Here is a 514-nt window from a genome sequence, read left to right as displayed (position 1 = left end):
CGACCAGATCCAGGTCGGGTCTCTGTGAGATCGCGCGGATCGCGATGGAGCCGATTCCGCCGGTCGACCAGACCACGACGCGGTGCTTACCTCCGGTCATCGATCCTCCTCCGGGAGCCCGGTGTGGCGACAAAGCCAGCGCTGAGAATAGCATCCACTATTAATGGTAACCAGAACAAAGATTAGGTTAGAGTCGGTCGTCGTGAATACCCCGGCCTTGTCGCGGTGCTGATGTTCACGCTCCGGTTCGACATCCGGGCGCCCGCCGAGGGAGCGCCGACGACCGAGCTGTACTCGGTCGCTGTGCAGATGTGTGGGAGACGGCAGGGCGACGAATCGGTCGCGAGTATCTCGAGCGCGCCGCACTGGTGACGGGGTCAATCGCAGCAACGGAGGAATCGTGAAAACACCGCTGAGAACCGTGGTCTGGGGGACGGGCGGCGTCGGGTCGATCGCGATCGATGCGATCCGGAGCAGGCCCGACCTCGAACTGGTCGGGGCGTGGGTGCACTCC

At 63.8% G+C, this 514-nt stretch carries 1 protein-coding gene and 1 pseudogene; both read left to right on the top strand.

Annotated features, from left to right (window positions below; genetic code table 11):
- Positions 1–231: 231 nt before the first annotated feature.
- Positions 232–372 carry a hypothetical protein gene (locus A5698_RS28710; protein ID WP_156670581.1) on the top strand — a complete coding sequence of 47 codons (141 nt, stop codon included), beginning with the start codon at positions 232–234 and terminating at the stop codon, positions 370–372.
- 28 nt (positions 373–400) lie between these two features.
- Positions 401–514 (top strand): annotated as a pseudogene (locus A5698_RS28705) (dihydrodipicolinate reductase); the annotation flags it as partial.

The sequence above is a fragment of the Mycobacterium sp. E136 genome (genome assembly GCF_001666865.1).
Classification (GTDB): Bacteria; Actinomycetota; Actinomycetes; order Mycobacteriales; family Mycobacteriaceae; genus Mycobacterium.
This window is presented reverse-complemented; position numbering and strand designations above follow the sequence as displayed.

Bases quoted from the DNA above. Each gene is read 5' to 3' on its own strand.
- A5698_RS28710 (WP_156670581.1), top strand. From the start codon at position 232: ATGTTCACGCTCCGGTTCGACATCCGGGCGCCCGCCGAGGGAGCGCCG.